Annotated in this window: 21 protein-coding genes; 11 read left to right on the forward strand and 10 right to left on the reverse strand. The window is 32.8% G+C overall.

Translation table 11 applies throughout. The annotated features are described in order from the left end of the window. The first annotated feature begins 8 nt into the window (after positions 1-8). The 6 genes from AAFN75_RS00705 to AAFN75_RS00730 all read left to right on the forward strand — a co-directional run bounded on the left by AAFN75_RS00705 (position 9) and on the right by AAFN75_RS00730 (position 7,528). Entirely contained in the window at positions 9-1,205 is a 1,197-nt protein-coding gene (locus AAFN75_RS00705; protein ID WP_411807795.1) for an aspartate aminotransferase family protein, read from the forward strand. Between the two features lie 145 nt (positions 1,206-1,350). Beyond that, a complete protein-coding gene (locus tag AAFN75_RS00710) occupies positions 1,351-2,742 on the forward strand; it encodes a tetratricopeptide repeat protein (RefSeq protein ID WP_411807796.1) in 1,392 nt (463 codons plus the stop codon). A 71-nt stretch (positions 2,743-2,813) separates the two neighbouring features. Further along, a complete protein-coding gene (locus tag AAFN75_RS00715; protein WP_411807797.1) occupies positions 2,814-3,731 on the forward strand; it encodes a DUF368 domain-containing protein in 918 nt (305 codons plus the stop codon). Continuing rightward, positions 3,731-4,747: a DUF368 domain-containing protein gene (locus AAFN75_RS00720; RefSeq protein WP_144117847.1), complete on the forward strand. Its 1,017-nt coding sequence runs from the start codon at positions 3,731-3,733 to the stop codon at positions 4,745-4,747. Before AAFN75_RS00715 ends, AAFN75_RS00720 begins: the two co-directional genes overlap by 1 nt. Then, complete coding sequence (locus AAFN75_RS00725) at positions 4,744-5,484, forward strand: shikimate dehydrogenase family protein (protein ID WP_411807798.1); 741 nt, start codon at positions 4,744-4,746, stop codon at positions 5,482-5,484. Before AAFN75_RS00720 ends, AAFN75_RS00725 begins: the two co-directional genes overlap by 4 nt. 85 nt (positions 5,485-5,569) lie before the next feature. Then, positions 5,570-7,528: a DUF349 domain-containing protein gene (locus tag AAFN75_RS00730; RefSeq protein WP_411807799.1), complete on the forward strand. Its 1,959-nt coding sequence runs from the start codon at positions 5,570-5,572 to the stop codon at positions 7,526-7,528. A 74-nt stretch (positions 7,529-7,602) separates the two neighbouring features. Here AAFN75_RS00730 and AAFN75_RS00735 read toward each other — a convergent pair whose 3' ends face one another. From AAFN75_RS00735 to mazG, 6 genes are all read right to left on the reverse strand, one after another. Then, positions 7,603-8,802: a glutamate-5-semialdehyde dehydrogenase gene (locus tag AAFN75_RS00735; RefSeq protein ID WP_411807800.1), complete on the reverse strand. Its 1,200-nt coding sequence runs from the start codon at positions 8,800-8,802 to the stop codon at positions 7,603-7,605. 13 nt (positions 8,803-8,815) lie between these two features. After that, positions 8,816-9,586, reverse strand: coding sequence for a glutamate 5-kinase (gene proB, locus AAFN75_RS00740; RefSeq protein ID WP_411807801.1), 771 nt, complete (start codon positions 9,584-9,586; stop codon positions 8,816-8,818). A 1-nt stretch (position 9,587) separates the two neighbouring features. Further along, positions 9,588-10,394 (reverse strand): pyrroline-5-carboxylate reductase, encoded by an 807-nt coding sequence (gene proC / locus AAFN75_RS00745; RefSeq protein ID WP_411807802.1) that lies wholly within the window; start codon positions 10,392-10,394, stop codon positions 9,588-9,590. 30 nt (positions 10,395-10,424) lie between these two features. After that, complete coding sequence (locus AAFN75_RS00750; protein WP_092853435.1) at positions 10,425-10,616, reverse strand: hypothetical protein; 192 nt, start codon at positions 10,614-10,616, stop codon at positions 10,425-10,427. A 17-nt stretch (positions 10,617-10,633) separates the two neighbouring features. Next, positions 10,634-11,089 (reverse strand): GNAT family N-acetyltransferase, encoded by a 456-nt coding sequence (locus AAFN75_RS00755; protein ID WP_411807803.1) that lies wholly within the window; start codon positions 11,087-11,089, stop codon positions 10,634-10,636. A gap of 325 nt (positions 11,090-11,414) precedes the next feature. Continuing rightward, positions 11,415-12,191, reverse strand: coding sequence for a nucleoside triphosphate pyrophosphohydrolase (gene mazG / locus AAFN75_RS00760; protein WP_411807804.1), 777 nt, complete (start codon positions 12,189-12,191; stop codon positions 11,415-11,417). A gap of 544 nt (positions 12,192-12,735) precedes the next feature. Between mazG and AAFN75_RS00765 the strand changes: the two genes are divergently transcribed. Then, positions 12,736-13,407, forward strand: a complete 672-nt coding sequence (locus tag AAFN75_RS00765; RefSeq protein ID WP_411807805.1) for a hypothetical protein — start codon at positions 12,736-12,738, stop codon at positions 13,405-13,407. Between the two features lie 84 nt (positions 13,408-13,491). Here the strand turns inward: AAFN75_RS00765 and AAFN75_RS00770 are convergent, their stop codons facing one another. The 4 genes from AAFN75_RS00770 to AAFN75_RS00785 form a co-directional block, all read right to left on the reverse strand. Beyond that, positions 13,492-15,762 (reverse strand): aconitate hydratase, encoded by a 2,271-nt coding sequence (locus AAFN75_RS00770; RefSeq protein WP_411807806.1) that lies wholly within the window; start codon positions 15,760-15,762, stop codon positions 13,492-13,494. Positions 15,763-16,088: 326 nt separating this feature from the next. Then, positions 16,089-16,799: a lysoplasmalogenase family protein gene (locus AAFN75_RS00775; protein ID WP_411807807.1), complete on the reverse strand. Its 711-nt coding sequence runs from the start codon at positions 16,797-16,799 to the stop codon at positions 16,089-16,091. A 75-nt stretch (positions 16,800-16,874) separates the two neighbouring features. Next, positions 16,875-18,050: a GlmU family protein gene (locus AAFN75_RS00780; RefSeq protein ID WP_411807808.1), complete on the reverse strand. Its 1,176-nt coding sequence runs from the start codon at positions 18,048-18,050 to the stop codon at positions 16,875-16,877. Between the two features lie 193 nt (positions 18,051-18,243). Further along, complete coding sequence (locus tag AAFN75_RS00785; protein WP_092853449.1) at positions 18,244-18,495, reverse strand: type B 50S ribosomal protein L31; 252 nt, start codon at positions 18,493-18,495, stop codon at positions 18,244-18,246. Positions 18,496-18,725: 230 nt separating this feature from the next. Here AAFN75_RS00785 and AAFN75_RS00790 point away from each other — a divergent pair, with 230 nt between their 5' ends. From AAFN75_RS00790 to AAFN75_RS00805, 4 genes are all read left to right on the forward strand, one after another. Further along, positions 18,726-19,259 (forward strand): DUF4199 domain-containing protein, encoded by a 534-nt coding sequence (locus AAFN75_RS00790; protein WP_411807809.1) that lies wholly within the window; start codon positions 18,726-18,728, stop codon positions 19,257-19,259. A 38-nt stretch (positions 19,260-19,297) separates the two neighbouring features. Further along, entirely contained in the window at positions 19,298-20,245 is a 948-nt protein-coding gene (locus AAFN75_RS00795) for a glycosyltransferase family 2 protein (RefSeq protein WP_411807810.1), read from the forward strand. Between the two features lie 79 nt (positions 20,246-20,324). Next, positions 20,325-22,055 carry a phospho-sugar mutase gene (locus AAFN75_RS00800; RefSeq protein WP_411807811.1) on the forward strand — a complete coding sequence of 577 codons (1,731 nt, stop codon included), beginning with the start codon at positions 20,325-20,327 and terminating at the stop codon, positions 22,053-22,055. Beyond that, a complete protein-coding gene (locus AAFN75_RS00805) occupies positions 22,055-23,914 on the forward strand; it encodes an ABC transporter ATP-binding protein (protein WP_411807812.1) in 1,860 nt (619 codons plus the stop codon). Before AAFN75_RS00800 ends, AAFN75_RS00805 begins: the two co-directional genes overlap by 1 nt. Positions 23,915-24,197: the final 283 nt, after the last annotated feature.

The following is a 24,197-nucleotide window of genomic DNA, read 5'->3' on the forward strand; positions in this document are numbered from 1 at the left end:
TCGTTTTAGTGAAATCAGATTTTAAAAAATACCAAGCCCAAACATCACCACATCCATTAGCTATGGAAGTTTCGCATGCTAATGGCTCATATATTTATGATACCAACAATAAAGCATATTTAGACTTTGTTGCTGGTGTTTCTGCTTGTCCTTTAGGACATAATCATCCTAAAGTAATTGAGGCTATAAAAAAACAGTTAGACCGTTATTTACACGTTATGGTTTACGGTGAGTATATTCAAAAACCAGCCGTAGAACTCACTAAATTACTAGCTAAACATTTACCAAAATCGTTAGAAAAAACATACCTAACAAACTCAGGAACCGAAGCTATTGAAGGAGCTTTAAAGTTAGCTAAACGCGCTACTGGGCGTAGCGAAATTATAGCCACAAACAAAGCCTATCATGGCAATACTATGGGCGCCATGAGTGTTATGGGGTTTGAAGTCCGCAAACAAGCATTTAGACCGTTACTACCAGATGTAAAGTTTATAAACTTTAATAACGAAGCAGATTTAAATAAAATAACTACAAAAACAGCTAGTGTAATTTTAGAAACCATACAAGGAGGCGCTGGGTTTATTGAACCTAACCCTAACTATTTAGAAAAAGTTAGAGCTCGATGCACACAAGTTGGAGCCTTGTTAATTTTAGACGAAATCCAACCAGGAATTGGTCGTACTGGTAAGCTCTTCGGTTTTGAAAACTATAACTGTGTACCCGATATTCTGGTTACTGGCAAAGGTTTAGGTGGCGGCATGCCAATTGGTGCTTTTACAGCATCGGGAAAACTAATGGACTTACTTCAAGATAATCCAAAATTAGGACACATTACCACTTTTGGCGGGCATCCCGTTATTGCTGCTTCTGCCCTAGCCACGCTTAAAGAAATCACAGAAAGCAATTTAATAGCAGACACCCTTAAAAAAGAAAAGCTGTTTAGAGAGCTATTAGTCCACCCATTAATAAAAGAGGTCAGAGGAAAAGGACTAATGCTAGCATTTTTAACACCTTCTGCCGAAATTACAAACGCATTAATTCTAAAATCCGAAAAGCTTGGTTTAATATTATTTTGGCTTTTATTTGAGCCCAAAGCGGTACGAATAACACCTCCACTAACTATTTCGAACGATGAAATTAAGGAAGGTTGCCAGATAATACTAGGAGTTTTAGATGAAATTCAACAATCAACAACTTCAAAATAACAAACTGATTATCAAGTGTTAAATCCGTAGACCACTCGTAAATCCTATAAATGTTCATTACTTTGTTAAAAACATTTACACAATCTGGCCTATATCAAGAAATAGTAGCTTAAATTTATAATACTAGTAATTTTTAAATGTGCTTATGGAGTTTAGTCATGATGACAACAACAATTTGCCTATCACCAAGTTTGAATCGATGTTAAAAACAAACCATGTTTTGTTTTTTGACTCGGAAGAATTTGAAAATATTATTCACCATTACCTAAATCAAGGAAAAATTGCTCTAGCTAAAAAGGCAATTAAACTTGGTTTGGATCAGCACCCAACATCTATTAATTTAAGACTTTTTAAAGTAGAAATTTACGTTTTTGAAGATAAGCTGCAAGAAGCAGACGATTTGCTAAACGAATTATATAGTATAGATCCTAGCAACGAAGAAATATACATTCAAAAAGCCAATATTTTTTCGAAAAAAGACGATCATGAACAGGCCATAAAAATTCTTAAAGAAGCCGCTAAATTAGCTGAAGACTTGGTCGATTTATATTCTTTAATTGGTATGGAGTATTTATTTTTAGACAACTATGAAGAGGCTAAAACCTATTTCATGAAATGTTTAAAAACAGATCCTAATGATTATTCGGCATTATACAATGTCATTTATTGTTTTGAGTTTTTAAACCAAAACGAAGATGCTATTTCTTATTTAAATGATTTTTTAAATGAAAATCCATACTGCGAAGTAGGTTGGCATCAACTAGGTAAGCAATATGTTACTTTAAAACAATTTGAAAAAGCATTAACTGCTTTTGATTTCGCTATAATTTCCGATGATACTTTTGTTGGCGCATATCTAGAACTTGGCAAAGTTTTAGAAGAGCTAAAACGCTTTGATGAAGCCATAGCAAACTATACAATTACACTTAAGTTAGACGACCCAACCTCTTTCGCTTTACTTCGTATTGGTAGCTGTTATGAAAAATTAAATAAAGACGATTTAGCCATTCAGTATTATGACAGAACGGTTCATGAAGACCCGTTACTAGACAAAGGCTGGATTGCCATTACTAAGTTTTACAATAAAAAAGGGAACTATCAAAAAGCGCTTTTCTTTATTAATAAGGCTATAAATATAGATTCTGAAAATGTAACCTACTGGAAGTTATATTCTCAAATAAACCACCGTTTAAGTTTTTATGAAGAAGCAGAACGTGGATATAAAAAAACGATCGAGCTTGGAAACTACGAACTTAATACGTGGTTATCTCGTGGCGACTTATTAATTCAATTAGGTGAACCACAAGCTGCCATTTTAAATTTTGAACAAGCTGTAGAATTTTACCCAGAAAATGCCGAACTAGAATACCGTTTAGCAGGATTGTTTTTTGTTTTAATGGAAAACGATAAAGGTATTTTTCACCTTAAAAATGCTTTAAAGCATAATAAAGATTATGCCTTTATTATAGACGAGCTTTTCCCTAAGGTATCCAACAAACTTTTGGTTAAAAATATCCTTAAACAAATTGAAAAGTAAGCCGTTCATCTCGTGCTAATAATTTTTTTTTAGTAACCAATTGTATACCTTTGGTTTTCTGATAAAATATTATGCAAAGAAACCTTAAAGATTACCTTATAATCTCCTTTAAAGGATTAGCCATGGGAGCTGCAGATGCTGTTCCTGGAGTGTCAGGAGGCACAATCGCTTTTATTTCTGGAATTTACGAAGAACTTATATCTAGCATTAGTAATATTAACGGAGCTCTTTTTAAAACTCTGTTTAACAAAGGACTAAAGGCTTTTTGGAAACAAGCAAATGGCAATTTTCTATTAGCACTATTAACAGGAATCATAATTAGTTTTGTTTCCTTTATGAAACTTGCTAAATATTTACTTGAATACCATCCTGTTTTAATATGGTCTTTCTTTTTCGGACTAATTGTTGCCAGTATCTATTTTGTTGGTAAGCAAATTACAAAATGGAATTTAGGTGCCATAGTGGCACTAATTATTGGTGCAGCCATCGCCTTTTACATAAGTAAATTACCCTCTATAGGCACTAACGAAAATCCTTGGTTTTTATTTATTGCTGGAGCTATTGCTATTTGTGCTATGATATTACCAGGTATTTCCGGTTCTTTTATATTAATAATACTTGGTGCATACAAAACACTAAGTAATGCCATACACGACCTAGATGTAAAAAAAATAATCATATTTACTGGGGGCGCTGTAATAGGTTTACTAAGTTTTAGCCATGTTTTAAAATGGCTATTTAAACATTACCACAACATTACTTTGGCTGTATTAACAGGGTTTATTTTTGGATCGTTAAACAAAGTATGGCCTTGGAAAAAAACCTTATCATGGTACACAGATTCTAAAGGAATAGAAGTTCCATTGTTACAGGAAAGCGTAACTCCGTTAGCTTTTGAAGGTGCAAATCAAATGTTGTACGCCATAGTATTAATGATTTTCGGCTTTTTAACTATTTTTATCCTTGAACGCGTGGGCTCCAAAAAATAATGCAAAGCACAAGAACACTAACAGATAAAATTTTTCTAATCTTAAAAGGGTTAGGTATGGGAGCAGCCAATAAAGTTCCTGGAGTTTCTGGTGGTGTTGTGGCTTTTGTTGCTGGTTTTTACGAAGAGTTTATCTACTCCTTAAAAAAAGTAAACAAAACAGCCTTTAAGCTATTGTTTAACGGACGTTTTAAAAGCTTTTATAAATATATTAATGGTCGCTTTTTAAGTCTGCTTTTTCTAGGTATGATTGTTAGTTATTTTAGTATCTCCAAGATATTAGACTATCTAATAAAACATTACGAACTTTATATTTGGAGTGTATTTTTTGGCATGATAATAGGCTCCATTTACTATATAAATAAAGATTTTAAAGATTGGAATTTTAAAACCTACACCTCTTTAGCTATTGGCATATTACTTGGTGTGGGTATTAGCTTTTTAAACCCGGCGAAAGAGAATGACAACCTTTGGTTTGTTTTTTTCTGTGGAATAATTAGCGTTTCAGGAATGACTTTACCAGGATTTTCAGGCTCCTTTATTCTTATTCTTCTAGGAAATTATGTATTACTTTTAGTAGATTCTGTAAATGCATTATCCGATACATTCACCGAAATGATAAGCGGCGATTTTAGCTTTGTTGATAATCCCGAACGTATTAGAATGTTAAAAGTTTTAGTGGTTTTTACCTTAGGTTCTGTAACAGGTTTAGTCACATTTTCGCATATGCTAAGCTATATCCTAAAACATTATAAAAGCATTACCCTTTCGGCTATATTAGGATTCATTATAGGATCACTAGGTGTTGTATGGCCCTGGAAAAAAACAATTTATAAATTAGACGAATCAGGACATTTTTTGTTAGATTCTGCCCAACAAAAGGTTATTGAAAATTACCAACGTTTCATTCCTAGTTTAAACACAGAAACTTATTATGCTATTGGTTTTATTTTCCTCGGAATAGTAATAGTTTTGGCATTGGAATGGTATGGACAAAAAACAAGAAAAGCAACATGAATAAATTAGGTTTATTAGGTAAAGATATATCTTACTCTTTCTCGAGAACATATTTTAAAAAGAAATTTGAAAATGAAAATATCAAGGATACTTCTTATGAAAATTTCGATATTAAGAACATTGATCTATTTCCTTCAATAATTAAAGAAACCGAAGGCTTAAAAGGGATGAACGTTACCATTCCTTATAAAGAGCAGGTTATGCCTTTTCTAGATAAAATAAATAAAAAAGCTAAGGCTATTGGTGCCGTAAACACCATCAGGATTACAAAAAAAGGCAAATTAATTGGCTATAATACAGATTGTTATGGCTTTAAAAACACGATTAAACCTTTTATAAAATCACATCATAAAAAAGCTTTAATTTTAGGTACAGGAGGCGCTAGTAAAGCCGTTGCTTTTTCCTTAAATGAAATGGGTATTTCTTATTACTACGTATCAAGGAGTTTAAAAAACGGTGTAACATTTACCTACGATACCTTAACAGAACAAGACATCGAAGAGCATCAAATCATTGTAAATTGCACGCCGCTAGGTACTTTCCCTAACATTCAAGATTGCCCAAACATTCCATATAAGGCAATTACAAAAAACCATATTCTTTTCGATTTAATCTATAACCCAGAAGAAACTAGGTTCTTAAACCTAGGGAAACAAAATAATGCAACCATTATAAATGGCCTAAATATGCTAAGGCTTCAGGCCGAAAAATCTTGGTCTATTTGGGGACTTAAATAAACAGGTAATACTACTTTGTAAATACTATACTTGTTAGTATCTTTAATGTCGAAAGTAAATTTGACGAACCCTAACATTTTTTATAATGTCTGATATTAATAAACCTGAACAAGTAGACGGAAACGAAGCTTTAAAACCTAATAACGATTCTACTCCATTAACCGATAACACCAGCGAAGAAGCAACATCTGATGCTCCCGAAGTTGAAGAGCAAACTTCCGAGCCGGAAAAAAATGATGGAGAAGATCATGACGAGGTCTTAAATGAAATTGAAGACTCCAATGCCGAAGATGCCGAAGATGAAGGCAATAAAGACCGTCATACTATTGAGGTAAAAGCATACGACACCATGTCGTTAGAAGCTTTAGCTATTGAATTAGAAAAGCTTATAGAAAATGAAAAGGTTCAAGCTATAAAATCTCATGTAGATAGTATAAATTCGGAATTTAAAACAAAATTCGAAGCTTTAGTTGAAGAGAAAAAAGAAGATTTTATAAATGATGGTGGAAACGAGATAGATTTTTACTACTCCTCACCTGTTCAAAAAAGATTCAAGGAAGCATACAGACAATACCGTAAAAAGGTAAATGATCACTATAAAAGTTTAGAAAAGAACTTAAAGCAAAATTTAGCAGATAAACTTGAAATTATTGAAGAGTTAAAGGGGCTTATAAATGTGGAAGAAAACATAAACACCACCTACAAACACTTTAAAGAATTACAAGAACGCTGGAGAAATACAGGACCTATTCCTAGAGATAAATACAATAATGCATGGAATAGTTATCATCACCATGTGGAAATATTCTACGATTTTTTAAATATTAATAGAGATTTACGAGATTTAGATTTTAAACACAATCTAGAAAAGAAGTTATTAATTATCGAGCGTGCTGAAGAATTAGCACAAAGTGACGATGCTATGCGCGCATTTAGAGAGTTGCAAGAACTTCACAAAATGTGGAAAGAAGAACTTGGACCTGTTTCTAGAGAACATCGCGAAAGCATTTGGGAGCGTTTTAAAGTCGCAACAAAAACTATTAATGATAAGCGTCAGGTTTATTATAAAGAAATAGATAAGATTTACGAGAAAAATCTAGAGCACAAACTAGAGATTATTGCTAAAATTGAAGAGATTGCCAAGGAGGAAAATAATTCTCATAATGCATTACAAAAAAGAATCAAAGCAATTGAAACGCTAAGAGAAGCTTTTTTTAACGCAGGAAAAGTGCCAATAAAAGTAAACGAGGCTACTTGGGCAAAATTTAAAGATGCTGTTCGAAGGTTTAACAGACAAAAAAATGCATTTTATAAAAATCTTAAAAAAGATCAATATAAAAATTTACAGTTAAAATTAGATTTAATTAAAATTGCTGAAGACAATAAGGAAAGTGAAGATTTTGAAGCTACTACGCCTTTAATGAAAAAGATTCAAAGCGACTGGAAAAAAATTGGTCATGTACCAAGAAAAAATAGCGATAAAATCTGGAAACAATTTAAAGCGGCTTGTAATCATTATTTTGATAGAATTCATGCCAGCAGAAATGCAGCGAGCCAAGAACAAGTTGATGCCTACAATAAAAAGACCGAATTTATAAGTAGTTTAAACGATTTAGAATTACCTGAAGACAAAGAGAAAGGTATCGAACTTGTTAAGGAAAAAATTAAAGAGTGGCAAACTATTGGTCGAGTGCCAAACGACAAACGCTATATTGATGGTAAATTTCAAAAATCTATTGATGGCTTGTTAACCAAATTAAAAGTTGACAAAACGGAAGCTGAAATGATTAAGTATGAAAACAAACTAGATAGTTTAGTTGACCCGAACGATACCAGAAATTTAGACAACGAACGTAATTTTATTAGAAAAAGAATTGATGAAGTAAAAGGGCAAATTAATCAACTAGAAAACAACCTACAGTTTTTCACTAATGTAGATGATGACAACCCGTTGGTAAAAGAAGTACATACCAATATAAAAAAGCATAAAGAAGATTTAAAAGTTTGGACTTCAAAGCTTAGAAAAATTAAAGAATTGTATTAAAAATTCGTTTTTAATTTCAATAAAAAAGCCTCATAATATTACTATTATGAGGCTTTTTACTTCTTACTGTTTAATTATACACGAACATGACCATCGCCAAATACGTAATACTTGTTTGTTACCAACTCTTTAAGTCCTAAGGGGCCTCTATGGTGTAATTTATCTGTACTAATGGCCAATTCTGCACCAACGCCAATTTGTCCGCCATCTGTAAATCGAGTCGAGGCGTTTTGATATACCACGGCACAATCTACCTGTTCCATAAAGGTTTTAGCGTGGGCTTTCTCTGTTGTCATTATAGTTGCCGAATGTCCTCCAGAAAAGGTATTAATTTTCTCTATAGCCGCAGTAATAGAATCTACCGTACCAATACAGCATTTCATTTCTAAAAACTCCTGAAACCAAATTTGAGTATTATCAATACTTTGTTCTTCGGTTAACACCGTTTTGGTAACCTCATCTACTAAAACCTGAACTTGATTAGCCTTTAAGATGGTGTTTAGCTCCTTAATTTTGTTGTTATAATCCGGAAGCTTACTACTAACTAATATCTTATCTAGTGCGTTACAAGCCGAAATTTTATCTGTTTTAGCATTTAAAATAACCTCTATGGTCTGTTTCCAATTAGCATGCTCATCCACATACAAAAAATTATTTCCGCGTCCACTAACCAAAACCGCACATTTGGCATGTTCCTTTACAAATTTTATTAACTGCTCACCGCCTCTAGGCACAATTAAATCTAAAGGTTCGGTAGGCTCTTTTAAAAAGGCTTGTGTTTCTTGCCTATTCATGGTTAACATTTGAATATAATCTGTAGTTAAATTATTTTCCTCAAGTGCTTTATGCCATAATTTTACAATAGCCGTATTACTACGTACAGCCTCTTTTCCGCCTTTAAGTAAAATTTTATTATTCGCTTTAAAAGCAAGTACAGTAGCTTCAACAGTAACATCTGGTCGCGATTCATAAATAATCATAATAGTACCAAAAGGTGCTGTTTTATTAATCACTTCCAAACCACTTTGTAACGTGTTTTTACTTATAATTTTGTTAACTGGATCGTCCTGTGCTTTCACCTCTTTTATTGCAGTAATCATGCCTGCAACCTTTTTACTATTTAAAATAAGTCGATCGTACATGGCTTGATCTTCATTATTAAAAGCCTCAATATCTTTCTTATTCGCTTTTAATAAGGCATCTTGATTTTCCTCTAAAAGGCCAATCATACTTGTTAAAACTTTATTTTTTTTATCTTCTGATAATAATTCCATTTTCTTGTTTTTTTTACAATGATACTTTGGTACCAACCACTTTTCCGTCCATAATATCAATTATAACATTGTCTTTTTTTCCATTGGCAATAAAAGTTGGAATATTTTTTGCCGCCGCTTGTTGTGCATAATCTAATTTCGAACCCATGCCGCCTCTTCCTTCGCCATCTTTTTTATTGGAGTCTTTAATATACTTATCCAAATCTTCATTGGGATCTACATTTTTAATTAAATCGCTGTTATCTTCTTCCGGATGTCCATTGTAAAGACCATCTATATCTGTTAAAATAATAAGCTTATCTGCATTTAATAATTGTGCAATTAAACTCGCTAACTCATCATTATCAGAAAACATAGACATGGTTACAGACACCGCATCATCTTCATTTGCAATAGGAATAACCCCTTCGGCTAGTAAGCCTTCGCAACAATTAATCATATTTTGCCTGTGTACACCTGGGCTAAAATCGCGTTTTGTAGGCAGCACTTGGGCACACTTCATACCATAATCATGAAAAATATTATAATACAGACGCATCATTCTTGGTTGCCCAATAGCGGAATACACCTGTCGGCGTTGCGTTTTGTCCTCTATATTTGAAGACCCTAAAACTTCCTTTCCAGCAATTACAGAACCCGATGACACTAAAATGGTCATTATACCTCTTTCGTGTAATTCGGCTATTTGTTTTACTAAACGCCTTAAAACTGGCCTTACAATTCTATTATCTCTGTTGGTCATTACATTAGTGCCAACTTTAATAACTATTTTTTCTGTATACATTTTAATTTTCTTTTCCTAATTCTACTGCGCGACTAAATGCCGCAAAAGCAGCTTCTTTAATTAATTCATTTACATTATTATCTTCCATAGAATCTAATGCAGCTCGTGTTGTACCGCCTTTTGATGCTACTTTTTCCATCCAAGAGTTTGGCGATAAATTAGATTGATTAAACAGCTCTACAGCACCAGTAAACGTTTGGCTTACCAACACCGTTGAATCGGTTTTTGAAAAACCCATTTGCAGTGCTGCTTCCATCATACTTTGCATAAAGTAAAACACATAAGCAGGACCACTTCCAGAAATTCCTGTAGAAGCATCAATCAAGTTTTCATTAGAGACACGAACAGATTTTCCTGTGGTATCCAATAAACTCTCAACGGTAAGCATTTCAATACGAGACACCTCTGGCGATGTAACATAAGAGGTTAAACCTTTTCCAATTTGCGCTGGCAAATTAGGCATAGCTCTAATAACTTTACTTAATCCCGTAATATCTTTAATAGTCGATATGGTTACACCTGCCATTATAGAAATGATAATTTGCTCGGGCTTAACAAACCCTTTAATAGCTTTAAAAACAGTTTCGGCATGATAGGGTTTTACGGCTATAAAAATGATATCGGCCTTTGGAACACAATCTCCCAATTCGCTAAAGGCATCAAAGTGTGATATCTGGCTTAGCTCTTCCATTTTCTCTTCAGACTTATCTAAAACCATAATATTTCTCTTTTTTAAGAGTTTAGATTTCGACATGCCTTCGGCATAAGTAAGCCCCATGTTACCCGCTCCAATTACTAGTACTTTCATTATTTATATATTTAGTTGATAGAAAAAAAATTAAACAAACAAGAAACAATCCTTACAGTCTTTAACTTCACCATAGTAAGTTTCTCTATATTTATGTAGGGTTTTAATAGGTAAGCCTAATAAATATTTTTTAACGTATGTTACTTTAGTGGTGAGTTCTCCCATTTTAATACTGTGTCTTTTTTCTACTTTTGTTTCTCTTTTAACTTGAATTAATTTCATGTTTAACTTTTAATAATTTATTTATTTTGAAAGGATAATCTATCCAATCGTAATTCTATATTACGGGCTTTGAACCCTTGGTTTTGGAATAATTTTATTACAGGATCCTTAATATTTATATGTATTGAAATTTCTCCGCTACAATAATTAATAGTGTGTTTAATTAGTGCTTTAGCAATACCACTTTGTCTGAAACCCTGTTTTACAGCGAGATACACTAGAATATTTTCGGATAAATACTCATTCATGCCGGTTCTATTTACTACCACAACACCAAGAATATCATCATTTTTTTGCATGATAAAAACATAACCGCCAAGTCCAGGTATTTCTTTGGCAGCATACTTTATTGCCTTTTCTATGGCGCTCTTAGAGTCCTTAAAGTCCCCAGAATTGTCGTGTATAAAGTTTGTTATACGATTAATATCCATAAAGGATAGCCTTGTAAAGGCATCGTAAGTTTTAATAGTCATTTAAGCCGTATTTTAACATCTAGAAAAAAGATGTTACTGTAAAAAAAGTATAACAAGACGTAGTGCCAGTTTTAAGTTAAAAACAGCTCTAGTAATTTGTTATATTAAAGAAATTTGGAAAACTCCTGTTTAAGGATTATTTACGTAGTAGGAGGAATGAATTTATCGGACTGATTTCTAAAAACCAGAAAATTAAAGTTGAAGATTCGTGTATTTCGCTTTTCATGTATTCCTTTTCCCATGGTGCAAAAATACAAAAATGGCCTCTAACCATCAAATGGATAGTGTTAAGATAACAACAATTAAACACACTAAAACGTTATAGTTACTGCATCTTTTTGGCTTCTTCCCAAAAAACATCCATTTCGGCAAGCGTCATGTCTTTTAAGGGCTTATTTAAATTTTTAGCTTTTTCTTCTAAATATTGAAAACGTTTGGAGAATTTTTTATTGGTACGCTCTAAAGCATTTTCTGGATTAATATTTAAAAAGCGCGCATAGTTTACTAACGAAAACATCACATCGCCAAACTCACTTTCCATTTTATCGGCGTCTTTAGCTTTTACTTCAACCTGAAACTCGTTTAGCTCCTCCTCTACTTTTTCCCAGACTTGCTCGGGTTTTTCCCAATCGAAACCAACACCTGCTACTTTTTCTTGAATTCTGTTGGCTTTTACCAATGCTGGTAAACTTTTTGGAACGCCTTCTAAAACACTAGATTTTCCTTCCTTAAGTTTTAAGTTTTCCCAGTTGCGTTTTACATCGGCTTCATTTTCAACTTTTACATCGCTATAAATGTGTGGGTGTCTATGTATTAGTTTATCGCAAATGGTATTACACACATCGGCAATATCAAAATCTTTGGTTTCGCTTCCTATTTTAGCATAAAATACAATGTGTAATAACACATCTCCCAGTTCTTTTTTAACTTCGTCTAAGTCTTTATCAAGAATGGCATCTCCAAGCTCGTAGGTTTCCTCAATGGTAAGATGGCGCAAGGTTTCCATGGTTTGTTTTTTGTCCCACGGACATTGTTCGCGTAACTCGTCCATTATGGTTAATAACCTATCGAATGCTTTTAATTGATTTGCTCTAGAATTCATTTTTGATGTTTTTTCAAAAATACAATTTTGATATTTTTAAATTAGAAATAATGTGCTCTATATTAGTTTTAGTGATTTTACTTATACTTAACTCAGTGATAAAAATTAATTAACTTCATTTAAAGTGGGATATAAAATTTTAAAACGATTTGATATCCACTCAACATAAACGAACCATTCCAAAGAAAATTCAACTCATTTTACAAAACCAAAACTAGCAAATACCTGCTTCAGCGATTTAAATGCCATCCCATAAAAAAAATGGTATGTTATATTTTAACTTTAAAGGAAATAATTACAGATAACCACATTGCTAGATCCTAGAAAAAACGTTTTGCCAACGATCTATTTGCTGGCTGTTTGTTACTCAAGTTCTAATTTGTCATAGGCCTCCTAAAAGCGCCACTCTACGATTAACGTAAACAAACTAAACTTTTTGTTTCTTTATTATTTTTTTTGTATCTTATTTCTGATATAGTATTTTTGCACTGCTTATATAATTCTCTCATATATATAGTTTTAGTTTAAAAACTTTTAATTAATTATGATGAAGAACGTATTACTTTTTATCCCTCTATTTTGTATTACGAATGGAATATTTGCGCAAATAGGTATAAACACAACTGCACCAACCGCAACCTTAGATGTTAATGGAACCTTTAAAATTAGATCAACTATTAAAGAGGTTGATATAGGTGTTATACGCGACTCTATTTTAGTAATATCTAAAACAGGTATTGTTAATACTGTTCCTGCTCCAGATATCATTAATGTTGCACTTCCTACTGTGGTAAAGGCTTCTTTTACTGGTACAGGAAACATTAATCACCTATTAAGCATTGGTAGCTCTAAAATAATGTTTGATGACATAGAGGTTGATAATAATAATGAGTTTGACCCCGCGACTAATACTTTTACAGCTAAACAAGACGGTATATACGCCATAAACGCTCAAGTAAAACTTAATGCCGTTATTGGTGTGAGCACAGACTTTGGTTTAGGTATTTATAAAAACAATGTTTTAATTGCTGAACATCGTTTTACGAGTATCGTGGTTTTGACTGTTCAAGTATCTTCGCCTATACGTTATGTTAGCACGACAGTGGATTTGGTTGCTACTGATACTATAGAATTTAGAGTAACATCTACGTTACCCAACGTGGATATACTTGGTAGTGATACGGAAAGCTATTGCTCGATTTACCAATTAAGATAAAATAATGACTAAAATAAAAAAGCCATTTCATTTAAGTAATGAAATGGCTTTTTGCATTAATATTATATTTTGCTATTGCTTAATTTAAGCATTATTTTCTTTTTTAATTAAATTAAGTGCAGAACCTTCGTTATACCAAGCAATTTGTGCTTCGTTATAGGTGTGGTTTAATTTAATAAGATCTTTAGATCCGTCGTCATGAACCGCTTCTAGCGTTAATTGTTTACCTGGTGCAAATTCATTTAAATCAATAAAATTAAAGGTATCGTTTTCCTGAATTAAATCGTAATCGGCTTCGTTATTAAAAGTTAAGCCTAACATACCTTGTTTTTTAAGGTTTGTTTCGTGAATTCGTGCAAACGATTTTACAACTACTGCAGCGACACCTAAATGTCTTGGTTGCATTGCGGCATGCTCTCTAGAAGACCCTTCGCCATAATTATGATCGCCGACTACTACCGTTTTTATACCTGCTTTTTTATATTCTCGCTGTACATCTGGTACTCCGCCATAATCGCCAGTTAATTGGTTTTTAACAAAGTTTGTTTTTTGGTTAAAGGCATTTACTGCTCCAATTAAAGTATTGTTTGCAATGTTATCTAGATGCCCACGGAAACGTAACCAAGGTCCTGCCATAGAAATATGATCGGTGGTACATTTACCAAAGGCTTTTATTAAAAGTTTGGCACCTGTAATGGAGCTTCCTAGTGGTGTAAAAGGTGTTAATAATTGTAAACGTTCTGAATCGTCTTTCACAGAAATTTGAACATGACTACCATCGGCCTCTGGCGCTAAATACCCATTGTCCTTAACTTCGAAGCCTTTTGGTGGTAATTCCCATCCTGTTGGCTCATCGAACATCACCTCTTCTCCGTTTTCGTTAATTAACTTATCGGTTAGCGGATTAAAATCTAAGCGTCCTGCTACGGCAATAGCTGCTGTAATTTCGGGAGATGCTACAAAGGCATGCGTGTTCGGGTTTCCATCGGCACGTTTAGCAAAGTTTCTATTAAAAGAGTGAACAATACTATTTTTTGGTGCGTTTTTAGGGTCGCTATATCTAGCCCATTGCCCAATACATGGCCCACAAGCATTAGTAAATATTTTAGCGTCTAACTTTTCGAAAATTCCAAGAATACCATCGCGTTCTGCGGTGTAGCGTACTTGCTCTGATCCTGGATTAATACCTAATTCTGCTTTTATTTTTAAACCTTTATCTAAGGCTTGTTGTGCTATTGATGAAGCTCTTGACAAATCTTCGTAAGATGAATTTGTACAAGACCCTATTAATCCCCACTCTACTTTTATTGGCCAATCGTTAGCTTTTGCTTTTTCTGTCATAGCTTTACCAACTGTGGTTGATAAATCTGGAGTGAATGGTCCGTTTAATAATGGCCCTAATTCTGATAAATTAATTTCTATAACTTGATCGAAATATTGCTCTGGGTTTACATATACTTCTGGATCTGCCGTTAAATGTGCTTTTACCTTATTTGCAGCATCGGCAACATCTGCTCTATCTGTAGCACGTAAATAACGTTCCATAGATTCATCGTAACCAAATGTAGATGTGGTAGCTCCAATTTCTGCTCCCATATTACAAATAGTTCCTTTTCCTGTACATGACATAGCTGTTGCACCTGGACCGAAATATTCAACAATAGCGCCTGTACCTCCTTTAACAGTAAGAATTTCGGCTACTTTTAATATAACATCCTTTGGCGCTGTCCAACCCGAAAGTTTTCCTGTTAACTTAACGCCTATAAGCTTAGGGAATTTAAGTTCCCAAGCCATACCTGCCATAACATCTACCGCATCTGCTCCTCCAACTCCAATGGCAACCATTCCTAATCCACCAGCATTTACGGTGTGAGAATCTGTACCAATCATCATTCCACCAGGGAATGCGTAATTTTCTAAAACTACTTGATGTATAATACCAGCTCCTGGCTTCCAGAAACCAATACCATATTTATTAGACACCGACTCTAAAAAATTAAACACCTCGCTACTTACGCTGTTGGCATGTTTTAAATCTTTCGCAGCACCTTCTTTAGCTTGAATTAAATGATCGCAATGTACTGTTGTTGGTACAGCAACCTTAGTTTTTCCGGCTTGCATAAACTGCAATAATGCCATTTGAGCTGTAGCATCTTGACATGCAATTCGATCTGGTGAAAAATCCACATAATCCTTACCTCTAGTAAATGCTTCGGTAGGTGAACCATCCCATAAGTGTGTATACAATATCTTTTCTGATAGTGTTAATGGTTTCCCGACAATATTACGTGCTTTATCAACTCGTTCAGTCATTTTGGTGTAAACACCCTTAATCATATCAATGTCAAATGCCATAAATTTTGTTTATTTTTTTGATTATTCTACAAGTACTCAATATACAAAATAAACGTCCTCGAGACAAGTATAGACCCTGTTAAAGTTTCATAAAACTTAATGGACTAAAATAGTATTGATAAGCTCGATAATTTTAATTAGGTTATACTGATAATGCGTAATAATAGTCCACAAAATCTATTTTAGAGCTATAAAACCAACAATATATAATTGAAGTGTATTTGGAATTGCAAAAGAAAACGAAAACCTTAAGAAAATAAATAGGTATTAAGATGCCTAACTGTTTTGTGAAATTTTAAAGCGTATTAATCCTTGAATTCCTAATTTTAATTGAGCACACGACCTTCTTCAACGGCCATATTTGTCTCCCGAACTACACCTAAAACTATAAAAAGTTGGGACAACCCATAAAAAAGCATAACTGCTACATTCTGGAAAGGTATATCGCTATGATAGAATGATGTTAAAGCCGCTAAAGTATCGGACCCTAAAGCAAAAAACACACCTATAATTACCAGATTATAACTTTGCCTGTTTACATGGTCTCTGCGCAAAAAAGCGAATATTACAAATAAAGTGGTTATAAAGAAATAAAACAATGTAGGGAAGAAAAAATCATTAAGATTGTCGTTAATTAAATACATAACTAACATCATTAACAAGAAGCAAAAAGTGAGCGCAGGAGTAATTTGTTTTACCCTAAAATCGCCCTGATTAGAAAACCTAAATACGTAAAACAATTTAGCTAGACCAAACGAAAAAATAGCGAAAATGTAATATAATTGGATTTCATAAAGTATAAAGAAGATGTCTCCTATTAAGAAAAAAACTAAGGCTAAAGTCATGAAAAACTGCTTTACTCTAGAGGATTCTTTATGAAATAAGGTGTAATATCCTATTAATAAAACAGAGAGCGATCCCTTTGAAATATAACGAAATAAAGAAGCATCCCAATTTATTTTAATAACAATATCTATTAAAAGTACAGCTAAAAAAAACAAAGAAAAAGCAATTGCTTCTTTACGAAATTTGGACATTTACAAACAAATCAACTAGTGCAATGTAAGTTTTTTTTTATTAAAACAAAAAAGATATTCTTATAAATCTAATAATCAATAACGCCTAAAGCGCTTCGTTTCTTCAAATACATGCTCTAAGATAGCTTTATCCTGATCTGTAAATTCAACATTACGTCGTTTCATGACTATAGGCGCCACTTCGAACGCTTTTTTTGTTAGATAGGTTGAAAAACCGGCGTTACCACCCCAACTAAAACTAGGTATAAAGTTTCTAGGAAATCCACTACCAAATATATTAGCGCTTACACCTACAACTGTACCTGTATTAAACATGGTATTAATACCACATTTACTATGATCGCCCATTATAAGTCCGCAAAACTGCAAACCTGTTTTGGCAAAACCTTGTGTTTGGTAATCCCATAAACGCACTTCGGCGTAATTATTTTTTAAATTAGAATTATTAGTATCGGCACCCAAATTACACCATTCTCCCAAGACAGAATCTCCTAAAAAGCCATCATGACCTTTACTAGAATATCCAAAAATAACGGAGTTACTAATTTCGCCACCAACTTTACTATGCGGCCCTATGGTTGCTGGTCCATAAATTTTTGAACCTAATTTAATAGCAGCACTTTCGCAAAGTGCCAGTGGGCCCCTAATTATGGAGCCTTCCATTATTTCGGCATTCTTACCTATATATATTGGCCCTTTACTGGCGTTAAGCGTTGTAAATTCTAATTCTGCACCTTCTTCTATAAATATATTTTCTGGAGCTATAATATTATTACTAGCAGGTATAGCCTGTGAAGTTCTATCCTTTGTTAATAAATTGAAATCTTGTTTAATAGCTTCTCCGTTTTTAGAGAAAATGTCCCAAGTATGTTCTATTTTTATAATGTCTTGTTGGTATTCTATAATTTCAAAATCATCGAAGTTTATATCATCTTGAGCTTCTTTAGCAAAAAATGCCACCAACTCTTCACCTTCAAAAATGGCTTGATTTTCTTTTAAGTTAGTAATGGCTTCTACTAATTCTTTATGAGGAAGACATGATGCATTAATCATAATGTTTTCTTCCATTTCTACCATCGGATATTTATCAGAAAGATAATCTTCGGTAACTATTGTAGTTGTAGCTCCTAAATGTGTTTCCCACTTTTCTCTAATGGTTAAAATCCCAACACGAATGTCGGCTACCGGTCTTGTAAATGTAAAAGGCAACAGGTTGTTACGCGACGGACCATCAAATAGAATATAATTCATTTAAAGTTTTAGTTAAAAGTTAAAAGCTATGGCCTTCAAACTTACGATTTATACCAAACAAACTTAATTTCAACTTATTAAATTCGTTTATAGTTACTTTTTAACCTATGTTATGCAACATTTTTAAACTTTGTAAAAATAAAAAAGCCTCTCATAATAGAAAGGCTTTTTAAAAATATATTTTAGACTAAACTTATTTTTTAAATTTAGCATACTTGTTTTTGAACTTGTCAATACGACCAGCTGTATCTACTAATTTAGATTTACCAGTGTAGAATGGATGAGATGTTCTAGAAATCTCCATTTTTACTAATGGATATTCAACACCATCAACTTCAAGAGTTTCATTAGTATTTGCTGTAGATTTTGTTAAAAACACATCATCATTAGACATATCTTTAAATGCTACAATTCTATAATTTTCTGGATGTATACCTTTTCTCATCGCTAAATGCTTTATTTATTACTTTCAATTTTGGAAATGCAAATTTAGGTATTTTTTATAAATGCGCAATACTTTTTATTCTTTTTTATTTGATTTTTTAATCCCCTGTCTTTCAAATAAAAAAAGAAGTTAAAATTACCATTCAAAATCTAAAACTTTTAGCTTAAAAATGTAACGTTTTACTATATTTGAATACCAACTAGAAAATAAATTAGGTAAACAAAAATATTATGGAAAAATTTTTAAAGTCCATTGCTATAAACCATGGTCTGTATTTAGGTATCGCACTAGCAATATTAACCGTTACGGCTTATGCCATTAATTTAGATTTATACACTAAGATCTGGTTTGGATTAGTAATATTGGCTTTAATAATAATTTTCGGTATTATTTCGGTGTACAAAACAAAAGTTGCCAATGGTGGTTTTTTAAGCTTTAAAAACTCTTTTGTATCCTATTTTATAACTATTTTAATAGGTTTAGTTATAAGTACTATAATTAGTATTATCATATTTAATATAATCGATCCTGAAGCCGCAACTTTAATTCAAGAAAAAGTAATGGTTTCTCAAATAGAGCGTTTAGAAACTTATAATGTACCAGTCGATATTATAGATGAAACCATAAAAAAGATGGAAGAACAAGGAAATATGTTTTCTATTGGTAACGTTATTCAATCCTTAATTTTTCAAATAGTTGGTTTTTGTGTTGTAGGGCTTATTGTTGCAGCGGCAATGAAAAAAAATAACCCAGACGACGTTTAAATTCCGTAATTTTGAAACTTATTTTGAAACTATTCTAGATGCATATATCTGTAGTTATACCGCTACTAAACGAAGAAGAATCTTTAACCGAATTACACGACTGGATTGCAAAAGTTATGCTATCTAATGAGTATACCTACGAAATCATTTTTATTGATGATGGTAGTACGGATGATTCTTGGAATTTAATAACTAAGCTTTCTCATAAAAACAAATCTGTAAAAGGTATTCGTTTTTTAAGAAACTTTGGAAAATCGCAAGCCCTTCATGCTGGTTTTAATAAAGCTAAAGGCGATGTGATAATTACTATGGATGCCGATTTACAAGATAGTCCAGATGAAATTCCAGAACTTTACAATATGATTGTTAAAGATGGGTACGATTTAGTTTCTGGATGGAAAAAGAAACGCTATGATTCTATTATTGCTAAAAACCTTCCATCGAAACTATTTAATTGGGCAGCTAGAAAAACATCTGGAGTAAAACTTCACGATTTTAACTGCGGCTTAAAGGCCTACCATAATGATGTGGTAAAAAACATAGATGTTAATGGCGAAATGCATCGTTATATTCCAGTGCTTTCAAAAAATGCTGGTTTTTCAAAAATTGGAGAAAAAGTAGTACAACATCAGACTAGAAAATATGGTGTCACAAAATTTGGTATGGATCGTTTTGTGCATGGATTTTTAGACTTAATTACCATTTGGTTTTTATCGCGCTTTGGCAAACGCCCCATGCATTTATTTGGCGCCTTAGGATTTATAATGTTTGCTATAGGTTTTGCTTTTGCGCTTTATCTAGGTATAGACAAACTATTTATTAATAGAGCAGGCAGACTTATAACACAACGACCACAGTTTTATATTGCACTTTCTACCATGATTATAGGAACGCAATTTTTTGTAGCCGGCTTTTTAGGCGAGCTTATTTTAAGAAATAGAACAGACAAAAAAAGATACACTATTAAAGACCAATTAAATATATAATTAACACGAAACAAATTAAGTTATATTGATTCATTATAAAGTAATGAATTTCTTATTTTTGTTTTATAAAACTAACTATATGATACACATTGAACCAAAAATTTTAGACCGAATTAACGCATGGTTAACACCATCTTTCGATGAAGACACTCAAGCTACTATAAAAGATAGTATAGCAAACAACCCAAAAGATATTCAAGAGAGTTTTTATAAAGATTTGGAATTTGGTACTGGTGGAATGCGCGGTATTATGGGCGTTGGCACTAATCGTATTAACAAATATACATTAGGAAAAAGCACGCAAGGTTTAAGTGATTATTTACATAAACAATTTCCAAATGAAACTCCAAAGGCTGTAATTGCTTATGATTGTAGACACAATAGTAAAACGCTTGCTAAAGTAGTTGCAGATGTGTTTTCGGCAAACGGAATTGAGGTGTTTTTATTTGAAGATTTACGTGCTACTCCAGAGTTATCTTTTGCGGTTAAACATTTAAATTGCCACTGTGGTATTGTTTTAACAGCTTCTCATAACCCGCCAGAATATAATGGTTATAAAGTGTATTGGCAAGATGGTGGTCAGTTAGTTCCGCCACACGATAATGCTGTAATTAGCTTAATTAACGATTTAGATTACGCTAATATTAAATTTGAAGCCAACAACGATCTTATAAAATATATAGGTAAAGATGTTGATGATGTATTTATTGATGCCTCTGTTAAAAATGGATCTGTAGGTGCTACACAAAATGCAAAAGACGATTTAACCATTGTATTTACATCGCTTCACGGTACATCTATTACTGCTGTTCCAGAAACATTAAAACGTGCTGGTTATAAAAATGTGCACATTGTTGCAGAACAAGAAAAACCAGATGGTGGCTTCCCTACAGTTAAATCACCTAATCCTGAAGAACCAGCGGCTTTAAAAATGGCTTTAGAATTAGCCGATAAAGTAAACGCAGATATCGTTATTGGAACAGACCCGGATTGTGATAGATTAGGAGTTGCCGTTAGAAATTCCGATGGCGAACTACAGCTTTTAAACGGAAATCAAACCATGTTAATGATGACAGATTTCTTATTAAAACAATGGAAGGCCGAAGGCAAAATAAAAGGAAAAGAATTTATTGCATCAACAATTGTATCGACACCTATGCTAACAAAATTAGCAGAGTCTTACGGTGTTGAAAGCAAAATTGTTTTAACAGGATTTAAATGGATAGCTAAACTTATTAAAGATTTCCCAGAACTAGATTTTGTTGGTGGTGGCGAAGAAAGCTTTGGTTATATGGTTGGCGATTTTGTACGCGATAAAGATGCCGTAACCTCTACCCTATTAGCTTGCGAAATTGCAGCAATTACAAAAGCTAACGGAAGCTCTTTCTTTAATGAGTTAATAAAACTTTATACAGAACATGGTTTCTATAAAGAAAAATTAGTGTCATTAACTAAAAAAGGAATTGAAGGAGCTGAAGAAATCAAACAAATGATGACTGATGCTAGACAAAACCCACTTAAAGTGGTAAACGGATCGGCAGTTGTAAAAATCGAAGATTACGAATCTGCTACTTCTAAAGATATGGCTTCTGGAAAAATAACAACTCTAGACATTCCAAAATCTAATGTAATTATTTATTACACTGAAGATGGTAGTCAAGTCGCTTTAAGACCTAGTGGTACAGAACCAAAAATTAAATTTTATGTTAGTGTGAACACCACATTAGATACTATTGAAAATTTCAAAACAACTGAAGCAGCCCTAGACACAAAAGCTGAAACCATTTTAAAAGATATGAATCTCATTTAATGAGCCACTTTACAAATATATTAAGGTACGCTAAACCTTATAAAAAATACGCCATAGGACACGTTATTGCTAACGTGTTTTATGCTTTATTTGCAACACTTTCGTTTATTGCATTAAAGCCCATGTTGGATGTTATTTTCGAAAAAAATGTTGATTCTACCGGAAAGGAAATAGCTACCGCTGCTATTAAGAAACCAGAATTTACAGGGCTTAGTAACATTAAAGATTTTGGTGAAGATTTTTTAATTTATCACATGAATGCCTATACAGGTGGCGATAAAGCTAAAGCTCTACTTTTTGTTATAGGACTTATAATTTCAATGTTTATACTTAAAAACATTGCAGGCTATCTCGCTAATTACTTCATGGTATTTTTACGTAACGGCGTCATTAGAGACATTAGAAATAAGGTTTACAAAAAAACGGTTGAATTACCTTTATCATTTTTTTCTGAACAAAAAAAAGGAGATATCATTGCTAGAGTTACTGGCGATGTTAATGATTTACAATACTCCTTTCTCCCCGTTCTAGAACTTATAATTAGAGAGCCACTAACCATTATTTTTACAATAATAGCAATGCTTTATATAAGTACGCAACTAACCTTATTCGTTTTTATATTTATTCCAATAATGAGTTTTGTAATTTCCAGAATTGGGAAAAGCTTAAAACGAAAATCTGGTCGCGTACAAAAAGAGCAAGGTACTTTTCTCTCTACCTTAGAAGAAACATTAACGGGTTTACGAATCATTAAAGGGTTTAATGCCGAAGGTCTTTTTTATAACCGCTTTCAAGAATCTACCGAAAGGTTCTATAACTTTTCAAATAAATTATTAAACCGTCAAAATTTAGCATCACCAACTAGCGAAATACTTGGTATTTTAATGATTTCCGGGATACTTTGGTATGGCGGAAATTTAATACTCTCTGGAGAAGCAGGAAACACATTAGAAGGTAGTACATTTTTAGTGTATTTAGGGTTAGCATATAACATACTAACACCTGCTAAAGCTATTACACGAGGCATTTACAATATTAAAAAAGGAGGCGCTGCAGCAGAGCGTATTCAAGAAATTATAGACTCGCCTAACCCTATTAAAGATATAACTAATGCTACAAATTTAAAAGGATTTAAAAACGAGATTGAATTCAAAAACATATCCTTTAAATATGATGACGAGTATGTTCTAAAAAACTTCTCATTAACCATTCCTAAAGGTCAAACCGTTGCTTTAGTAGGACAATCTGGTAGTGGTAAATCTACAATTGCTAATCTAATAACACGTTTTTATCATGTTAACGAAGGTGACATCTTAATTGATGGTGTAAATATTAATAATTTAACTACTAGCTCGTTAAGACAACAACTAGGTATTGTAACTCAAGACGCTATTTTATTTAACGATTCTATTATAAATAATTTAAAACTAGGCAAGCAAGATGCTACCGAAGAAGAAGTTATTGAAGCGTTAAAAATTGCAAACGCTTGGGAGTTTGTTAAAGATCTACCAGAAGGCATTCAAACAAACATTGGAGATTCTGGAGGTAAACTTTCTGGCGGACAAAAGCAACGATTAAGTATTGCCAGAGCAGTTTTAAAAAGTCCACCAATAATGATTTTAGATGAGGCTACCTCAGCCCTAGATACCGAAAGCGAACGTATTGTTCAAGTAGCTCTAGACAACATGATGAAAAACAGAACATCAATTGTTATTGCTCACAGACTTTCTACAATACAAAACGCAAATAACATTGTGGTTTTAAATAAAGGTGAAATTGTAGAGCAAGGTAAGCATGATGACCTTATTAATAAAAAAGGTATTTATAAAAAACTAGTAGATATGCAAAGCTTCGAATAAAATAGAGCATGTTTTAAAATATAAAAAGGATAGAGACTTGGGGGCTTCTATCCTTTTTTAGTTTTTGTTAGACTTGGGGACGACTAACAACATAAGTAGGTTTCTGATACAAATATAGAACAGATAAATAGATTTTACAATAAAAAAATGCATTTTATCGGTTATTAACAGCAGTTCATCGATAAAAATAAAGTCAATCCGCTAAAAATCATAACATTAGGTGTTTTCGAAAAATTTTAATATTCAGATTAAACTTTTTGTATATTTCATAGTCCAATATATA

The organism is Algibacter sp. AS12, assembly GCF_046736315.1.
GTDB classification, from domain to species: domain Bacteria; phylum Bacteroidota; class Bacteroidia; order Flavobacteriales; family Flavobacteriaceae; genus Algibacter_B; species Algibacter_B amylolyticus.